This window comes from Anaplasma phagocytophilum, assembly GCF_023476575.1.
Lineage (GTDB): Bacteria > Pseudomonadota > Alphaproteobacteria > Rickettsiales > Anaplasmataceae > Anaplasma > Anaplasma phagocytophilum_A.
Window position 1 is genome coordinate 1 of the sequence record NZ_JAHLEX010000051.1, and the last position, 8874, is coordinate 8874.

General features: G+C 41.7%; 6 protein-coding genes. 5 read left to right on the forward strand and 1 reads right to left on the reverse strand.

Annotated elements, in window-relative coordinates; translation table 11 throughout:
* Positions 1-637 precede the first annotated feature (637 nt).
* Positions 638-1747 (reverse strand): rod shape-determining protein, encoded by a 1110-nt coding sequence (locus KPX09_RS03220; protein WP_249548967.1) that lies wholly within the window; start codon positions 1745-1747, stop codon positions 638-640.
* A 195-nt stretch (positions 1748-1942) separates the two neighbouring features.
* Between KPX09_RS03220 and truB the strand changes: the two genes are divergently transcribed.
* The 5 genes from truB to lepA all read left to right on the forward strand — a co-directional run bounded on the left by truB (position 1943) and on the right by lepA (position 8520).
* Positions 1943-2845 (forward strand): tRNA pseudouridine(55) synthase TruB, encoded by a 903-nt coding sequence (gene truB / locus KPX09_RS03225; protein ID WP_249548968.1) that lies wholly within the window; start codon positions 1943-1945, stop codon positions 2843-2845.
* A gap of 34 nt (positions 2846-2879) precedes the next feature.
* Positions 2880-3161, forward strand: a complete 282-nt coding sequence (gene rpsO, locus KPX09_RS03230; protein ID WP_011450868.1) for a 30S ribosomal protein S15 — start codon at positions 2880-2882, stop codon at positions 3159-3161.
* Between the two features lie 55 nt (positions 3162-3216).
* Complete coding sequence (pnp, locus tag KPX09_RS03235) at positions 3217-5730, forward strand: polyribonucleotide nucleotidyltransferase (RefSeq protein WP_249548969.1); 2514 nt, start codon at positions 3217-3219, stop codon at positions 5728-5730.
* A 5-nt stretch (positions 5731-5735) separates the two neighbouring features.
* Positions 5736-6530 (forward strand): methyltransferase domain-containing protein, encoded by a 795-nt coding sequence (locus KPX09_RS03240; protein WP_249548970.1) that lies wholly within the window; start codon positions 5736-5738, stop codon positions 6528-6530.
* 193 nt (positions 6531-6723) lie between these two features.
* Positions 6724-8520, forward strand: a complete 1797-nt coding sequence (gene lepA, locus KPX09_RS03245; protein ID WP_249548971.1) for a translation elongation factor 4 — start codon at positions 6724-6726, stop codon at positions 8518-8520.
* Positions 8521-8874: the final 354 nt, after the last annotated feature.

Here is an 8874-nt window from a genome sequence, read left to right on the forward strand (position 1 = left end):
CAGATGAGATCTCTGCAATATATGTACATCACTTACATACATATGTGGCCTTGTAATACGTTATTTAAAGCCATTAGTAACATGGCAGATATTCAATATGCAGCGCCTGGTAAAATAAATAGAAATGCTACCTAACTCTTAAGCATATTATTCAGATGACGGTGCAGTATGCAATAGTAGATTATCAGCGTGGTATTTTCAATGTTATTAGATCTTTTACAAGTGTGATAATTATACCGCACAGCAAACCGCACAAGTGCTGCCATTTCAGGCAATATTACTCGGATAAGCTGTGATCCGTCCTGTAGCGCATGAGCAGTACATTTTCTACATGATGTAGTAAGTCTATTCTAGCTTTGAAAGTATGCACCATACAGCAAGTAGTAGACGTCTAGAATTCAAGTGCATAGCCATATCTAATGGGCGTCGTAGTGCGTTATAAGGGGTATCTATTACGTTGCGCGAATCTCTCAAGCTTGAAATTTATAGATAAAATAATCACATTCTGCACCATTCTTAAGCATACTACCCATATTAGTGGTTCCATAGTAAGTTACTGAAGGCAGTGATCATATTTTTCACGAGCAAAACACCAGCAGCTTTGTCCATTAATACATAGAAGATGCTAGCACAGATACTAATTTTGCCTGAAAAGCACACGAGACAGAGAAGACATATTTTCCAAAACTTTTCCAACTCCTAGGGCTACACAATACAGAGGATTTGCTGCTAGGGTGACTTGCAACCCCGTCTCCTCTGCGATTACTACATCTAAGTTTTTCAGCATACTAGCCCCTCCAGTCAGTGTAATTCCCTGATCAACTATATCAGCAGATATTTCAGGCGGAGAACACTCTAAAGCAAGTTTTATGGCTGCAATTATGGTGTCTACTAATTCCGTCAGGCTTTCAGCTACTTCCTTTTCTGTTAGAGTAATTTCACGAGGTACACCAGTTATCAGATCCCGTCCTTTTACGACGGTACTATCACCAGATCCTTCTTCAGGAATTCGTGCTGCTCCTATGTTCTTTTTGACTTTCTCAGCGGTTGCATCCCCGATAAGTAGGTTATGATTCTTCCTTGTATAAGCAATGATCGCTTCGTCCATTAAATCACCTCCACTCCGCAAAGAGCGTGAGTATACTATTCCACCAAGAGAGATAATAGCCACTTCAGTTGTACCACCACCTATATCTACTATCATGGACCCTGCTGGATTAGAGACGGGCAAGTCTGCGCCTATAGCAGCTGCCATCGGTTCTTCAATCAAATAAACAGTGCCCGCTCCTGCGCATAATGCAGCATCTTGTATAGCGCGTCTTTCCACGGGTGTTGATCCAGAAGGTACACATATCACAGCAGTGGGACGATTAAGAGTTCTACCCTTATTGGCAGCTTTTATGAAAAACTTTATCATCTCCTCGGCGCTCCTGAAGTCAGCTATAACGCCATCTTTCAACGGACGCACTGCTTCTATTCCTTCGGGTGTTTTACCTAGCATCATTTTCGCTTCTACTCCAAAAGCATAAGGTATATAGCCAGCGCCATCCTTTAGCAAAGCAACCACAGAAGGTTCATTAATTATGATACCCTTGCCTTTAACATACACAAGAGTGTTGGCGGTGCCCAGATCTATAGCTATGTCATTTGCCCACCAGTTTTTACTGGTTAAAAATCCCTTACACTTTTCTATTATGCCTCCTGTTGCAGTTGTTGAGAAAAGAGACTGAAAATTGAAATTCACCATAAAACACACCAAACTCTACGGAAGCAAGACTCCTAATACGCTACTGCATATTAACTAATACATCAATGAGTACGTGTTCTCGGAGTCCGTACAGTCTATATTGATAAATGAATTTGGCATAGGGGTTTTTCATTATGTTATTATGTTACTTCAAAAGAAAAGTGATAACATGAAAGTTTTATATCGGCAGTAGCCATGAAGTATGGATGGTTAAATATAGACAAGCCATATGGGATGAGCTCAGGTAGCGTTGTAGGCAGGTTAAAGAAAATGCTGCAGTGCAAAGCGGGGCATGCAGGGACATTGGATCCACTTGCAACGGGTGTACTTCCTATAGCGTTTGGTGAAGCAACAAAGACCACTAATTATGCAACTGACAACTTGAAGTCCTATGCAGTTACAATTCAGTGGGGTGAGCAGCGCGATACTGATGATGCAGAGGGCAAGATTATCAAGAGTAGTACTATTAGACCAACTGAAGACAGTATTAAAGAAGCGTTGCGACAATACGTTGGAGTTATACAACAAATACCGTCAACTTTTTCTGCTATAAAAGTCGGGGGTATGCGTGCATACAGCTTATCAAGAATGGGAAAAGAGACAGCTTTAGCCCCAAGAAGTGTATGCGTTACAGAGATAGAATTACTTAGTATAGATTCTGAGAGTAATACGGCTGATCTTAGAATTACTTGTGGAAAAGGGGTTTATATACGTGCAATTGCGAGGGATTTAGGCATCACGCTAGGGTGTTATGGATATGTTGCAAGATTGCGTCGTACGATGGTTGGTCCATTTACAGAAGCTAATATAATAACTTTGCAAGAGCTAGAGGCGTTAGTAGGTGGAAATAAGCTAGAGGAAGCTGTATTTCCACTGAGCATTGTTATGTCTGGTCTACCACATGTGGAAATAGATGTAAAAACGGCCAAAGTAGTAAAAAATGGACGCAATATAAGATTAGTAGATGCTGCTTTAAATGGCTTGTGCATCGTAGAGAATTGTGATATGTGTTACCTAAGCCAGGCGGGTGGCGTTCCTGTCGCTATCTGTGAAGTCGTAGATGGCACCGCGAAGCCGGTGCGGGTTTTTAATGTCTGAGTTTTTAATATAGTATGGGGGTGCTTGCGTTTTTATGTCGATTACACCTAGTAAAAAGTCTGAGTTGATTTCTGAGTATCGTATTAAGGAAGGTGATACAGGTTCTGCATATGTTCAATGTGCTATTTTATCCGAGAGAATACGTAATCTTACTGAGCACCTCAGGATCCATAAGAAGGACTATCATTGTAGGAGAGGGCTCATGGTCTTAGTTTGTAAGAGGCGAAAGAGGCTTCAATACATAAAAAACAAGTATGGAAGTGATTTGTATCTAGACTTGGTCAAGAAGCTTGGCATAAGAGACGTGTTCCATTGATTGTAAATAAGTGATTTTAGCGCCTTGGCGTGTTTTTTAGAATGGGAATTTAAGTATGTTCGATATCACGAGGAAGTGTGTAGAGTGGGGAGATAGGTCGTTAACCATCGAAAGTGGTAAGATTGCACGTCAAGCTGGGGGTGCAGTTGTAGTTGACTATGGGGGCACGTCTGTTCTTGCGACTGTTGTGTCGCAGAAGTCAAAGGAAGCGGTAGATTTTTTACCGTTAACTGTTCAGTTTTTGGCTAAGAGCTATGCGGTAGGGAAGATACCGGGTGGTTTTTTTAAGAGAGAGGGGAAGCCTTCTGATAGGGAGACTCTCATTTCAAGAATAATAGATAGGAGTATAAGGCCGTTATTCCCTTGTGGTTTTAGTGATGAAGTTGCGGTGGTGTGTAATCTTTTATCGTATGATGCGAGTAGTCCCCCGGAGACTGTAGCTTTGATAGGTGTGTCTGCTGCTCTTGCGATCTCGGGTATTCCTTTTCATTGTCCAGTTGCTGGAGCTAGAATAGGGTACATAAAGGAAGAGGGGAGGTACATCTTAAATCCTTCTGCTGATGAATTGGGTATTAGTGCGCTAGATATGTTCTATGCGAGGACGGATACATCGATCTTGATGGTGGAGTCTGAGGCTCATGAGTTGACTGAAGCGGAGATGTTGGGGGCTTTACAGTTTGGGCATGAGCACTGTGAGGAAATAATAAAAGTTATAGGAGAGTTTGCTGAAGAAGCAAGGAAGTGCGCTCCTGCTGAGTTTGTTCCGTGTGATTTGAGTGCGATCATCGATAGCGTAGACTCTGATTATAAAGAGAGGTTTTTGGTTGCTTACGCAGAGAAGGAAAAGAAGGCTAGGGTAGCGAAATTAGATGCTGTTAGAGCTAGTTTAACGGAGGATTTATGCGCTAGGTTTTTATCTGGGAGTGAAGATGGCAGCAAGTATGTTGCGCAAGATATTGTTTATGCGATGAAGACGTTTGAGCGCTCTTTGGTTCGCGAACGTGTTCTTAAAAGTAAATCTAGGATTGATGGAAGGGCGTACGATCAGATTCGTAATATTGAGATAGAGGTTGATCTAATATCTAAGGCTCATGGTTCCGCTTTGTTTACTAGAGGTGATACGCAGGCGCTGGTAATAACAGCGTTGGGTACTCCTCAGGATGAACAAATAGTTGATGGTTTTGATGGGGACAAGAGGGAGCGTTTCTTGTTGCATTATAATTTCCCTCCGTATGCGGTTGGTGAGGCTTCTGCTTTGAGACCTCCGGGTAGGAGAGAAATAGGTCATGGTAAGTTGGCGTGGAGGGCTATACATCCGGTTCTTCCTTCTAAGGCTGATTTTCCTTATACAATAAGGGTTGTATCTGAGATCACTGAGTCTGATGGTTCTTCTTCTATGGCTACGGTGTGTGGTGCTTCGCTTGCATTGATGGATACGGGAGTGCCTTTGAAGTCTTCTGTTGCTGGTATTGCGATGGGGTTGATAAAAGAGGGTGATAAGTACGCTATACTCTCGGATATACTCGGTGATGAAGACTATCTTGGTGATATGGACTTTAAAGTAGCTGGTACTAGGGAAGGTATCACTGCTCTGCAGATGGATATGAAGGTAAAGGGTATAGACTTTGCTGTCCTTGGTGCTGCTTTAGATCAAGCTAAAGAAGGTAGATTTTACATCATTGAAAAGATGGATCGTGTAATAGGGGAATCTCGTGGCGCTGTTCGAGAGCATGTTCCTAGGATGGAGTCTATGCTCATAGACAAGGGGAAGATAAAGAACGTCATTGGTGCCGGCGGGAAGAATGTACGTGAGATATGTGAGAAAACTGGCGCTAAAATTGAGATTTCTCAAGATGGAACGGTGATGATTTATGCCGTCGGGCGTGAAGCCATAGAAAGTGCGAAGAATATGATCACGGGGATGGTGTCTGAGCCTGAGGTTGGTAAGATCTATAGTGGTGAAGTTTGTGAGCTTGCTAAGTACGGTGCTTTTGTTACGTTTTTGGGTGCTAGGAAGGGGCTTGTTCATATTAGTGAGATTAGGAATGAGCACATAAATGCGGTGGCTGATGTTCTAGCAGTTGGTGATAAGGTAAAGGTTCTAGTCATCGATATGGATAAGGATCATATTCAGTTGTCAATGCGTAGAATAGATCAGGATACTGGTGATCAAGTTGATTGCGAATTGTATGCTCCGCAAAGAAGGAATGGTGTTGCTATTGGGAATGCTGCTAGTGACAGTAGTATGAATGGTGGCGCTGGTTCTGTATATGTTCCTCGTGGAGATTATGGAGGTGCTTCTGCTGGAAGAAATGGTCGTGGTGGTGGCAAGCGCGATGGAGCTGCTAGGTCATCCTCTTCAGCGAGTAATGTAGGGGGTAGGTCGTCTTCTTCGACGCGTCGTCGTCATAGTGCTGGTAGTAGCGGTTATGGTTCTGATTCCTCTTCGGGAAATACTAAATCGTCATCTGGTGAATCCTCTGGAAATGCTGGGGGAAGGGGGCGTAATGGCGCTAATGGGGATGTTCAGAATGGTTCTGCTGCTCCTAAGAAGCCGAGGTTTTTCTAGGCTTTATGCTTTTTGATCGTAAGATTATAAGGCAGTGTCGTGCATCGGCGCTTTCTTTTTCTTCGTCAATTTTTTTGGAGGTGGCTATTCTACTTGCTGGTAGAGTGGCCTTTCTTCAGCTAGATCGTGCTTCGGATATTTTGTTTTTGGGGTGTCGTGGCGACCCCATATTGAGTCAGTTTGTTCCTTTCTTCTCTTCGGATCATCAAGTTTTTCTTTGTGATGTTGTGGATTCGCAATTAGAAGATGGTAGAGGGTATAATAGGGTAGTATCAGATGACGAAGCCATGCCATTTATTGGGCAGAGTTTTGATTTAGTTATTAGTTATCTTACCTTGCATAACCTCAATTCCTTAGTAGAGGCAATTTCTAGGATTAATTCTATTTTGGGAAAAGGGGGTGTATTCATAGCTGCCACTTTTGGAGAATCTACGCTAAGGGGTATAAAGAAAGCTATAATTTCTGCTGAAGGTGGGTGTGTTGAGCCTAGGATACAGCCTTTTCCTAGGTCAGGTGATATGGCAATGTTGCTACAGACCTGTGGATTTACGGACATAGTTGTTGATGTAAGTGTCATTTGCATCAGTTACGTAAGTCTACATCACCTATATAAAGATCTAAAAGATATGGGTGAAGGTGATATGGTTAACAAGGGTTCTGAGCCTTTAGAACCTGGTATCATGGATAAAGCGTGGCATCTGTATAGAAGGTCGCTAGCTGGAAAGGGGGAAGGGGAAGATACTCTTCCGGTGGAATACGAGATTATATTCTTAAAAGGCAAAAAAATAGCTTTCGATTAGCGGAAAGAAACGTACTGGATATGATATCTCAGCGTTAGGTGGCTGTTGCGTGTAATAAAGAAATCAAATTGTGAGATGGGCCTCTTAAAAGGTTGTCTATATGTCTTCTTAAGAAACTGATATAAATTATTACATTGAAAGGGAGATGATAGTAACTTAAACTTTGGCTTTAGATGTTGCTTGTGGTCCTAGGGTGAATCGGAATTCGATACGGAATTTTGCGATAATAGCGCATATAGATCATGGAAAATCAACTTTAGCTGATAGGCTGATAGAGTCTTGTGATGCTTTGGCTGAGCGGGATATGAAAGAACAAGTTCTTGATTCCATGGATATCGAGCGTGAGCGCGGTATTACGATAAAAGCTCAAACTGTAAGGTTAAAGTATACGTCCAAGGAAGGGAAAGTTTACTATTTAAACCTTGTGGATACTCCCGGGCACGTTGATTTTTCATACGAAGTTAGCAGAAGCTTAGCTGCATGTGAGGGTTCGTTGCTTGTGATAGATAGTAGTCAGGGTGTTGAAGCTCAGACATTGGCAAATGTCTATAAGGCGATTGAAAATAATCATGAGATAATAACGGTACTGAATAAAGTAGACCTTGCCTCTGCAGATCCTGAAAAAGTTAAGTCACAAGTTGAAACGATAATAGGGCTGGATGCGAGTGATGCTCTTTTAGTATCAGCTAAGACTGGTATAGGAATAAATGATGTTTTAGAAGCTATAATAGGGAGGTTACCTGCGCCTGAAGGTGATGAGGAAGCTCCTTTAAAAGCGGTATTGGTGGATAGTTGGTATGACCCGTATCTGGGCATTGTAATTTTGGTGCGTATTAAGGACGGTATATTGAAAAAGGGAATGAAGATATCGATGATGTCTACAGGAGCGGTATATACCGTAGATAATGTGGGTGTATTTACTCCGCACAAGAAAATGGTTGATGCTTTGTCTGTGGGTGAGATCGGGTTCATTACTGCGGGCATAAAGGAACTTTTATCTTGTAAAGTAGGGGATACTGTTACGGAAGATGCTAGAAGATGTGCTGAAGCTTTGCCAGGGTTTAGGGCTACTTGTCCGGTGGTCTTTTGTAGTCTTTTTCCTGTTGATGCTGGAAGTTTTGAACATTTAAGAGAAGCTTTGGGGAAGCTGCAGTTAAATGATGCGAGTTTTACTTTTGATATAGAGAGTTCTACTGCTCTTGGATACGGTTTCCGCTGTGGTTTCTTAGGCATGCTTCATCTTGAAGTTGTCCAGGAAAGGCTGGAGCGGGAGTTCGATTTAGATCTCACTGCTACTGCCCCTAGTGTTGTATATAAGGTGACTGATAAGCGTAATGTCACAAGGGATATTCATAATCCCAATGATTTACCAGAAGCACATGAGATTCTAAAAGTAGAAGAGCCTTGGATAATGGCTACAATAATGGTTCCAGATCAGTATCTAGGATCGATGCTTGCTCTGTGCAATGGTAAACGAGGGGAACGAGTAGATCTCTCGTATACTGGTAATATGGCTCTCTTGCAGTATAGATTACCCTTGGCGGAAATAGTTTTTGATTTTTATGATAGGTTAAAATCTATCTCAAAAGGGTATGCAAGCTTTGATTGGCAGATGGATGGTTATATGCCTGCCGAGGTATCAAAATTGACTTTTTTGATTAATTCTGAATTGGTAGATGCGCTGGCGTGTATAATACACAAGTCAAAGATAGAATCAAGGGGGCGGGAAATTTGTGAACGGTTAAAGGATCTTATTCCCAGGCAGCAATATAAGATTGCGATACAGGCTGCAGTTGGTTCCAAGATAGTAGCTCGTGAAACTATATCTCCATATCGTAAGGACGTGACAGCAAAGGTATATGGGCGCGATGTTACGAGAAAGATGAAACTTTTGGAAAAGCAGAAGAAGGGTAAGAAGCGTATGAGATCTATTGGAAATATTACTGTTCCGCAGAGTGCTTTTATTCAAGCATTGCAGGTGAAGGATTAGTTTAAGATTGTCTATTCGTTTTCATGAAGTGAGTATTCAATTATTAATTTCAGAATGTGATCTTACTGTATAGAACGCCTAATTCAGGATACATCAAAATTTTTTTTAGCATTAGGTGATTCTAATGCTAGACAGAGATTTTATGCGGCTCCACTGTAGTATTCGGAACGAAGCGGTGAGTACAGTTTTGCTACCCGATAATTATTTGCTAATCGATCTCACTGTTATTAGTTTTTCTCATGCAAAATGCTGCATCCACCAGTCTTTCCAATAAAAAAAAGAGTTATTATGTTGGAGTAGGGTGTATCATTTACATCTTTATGTAGATACTATAAAGTGAGCAAAATATTGATG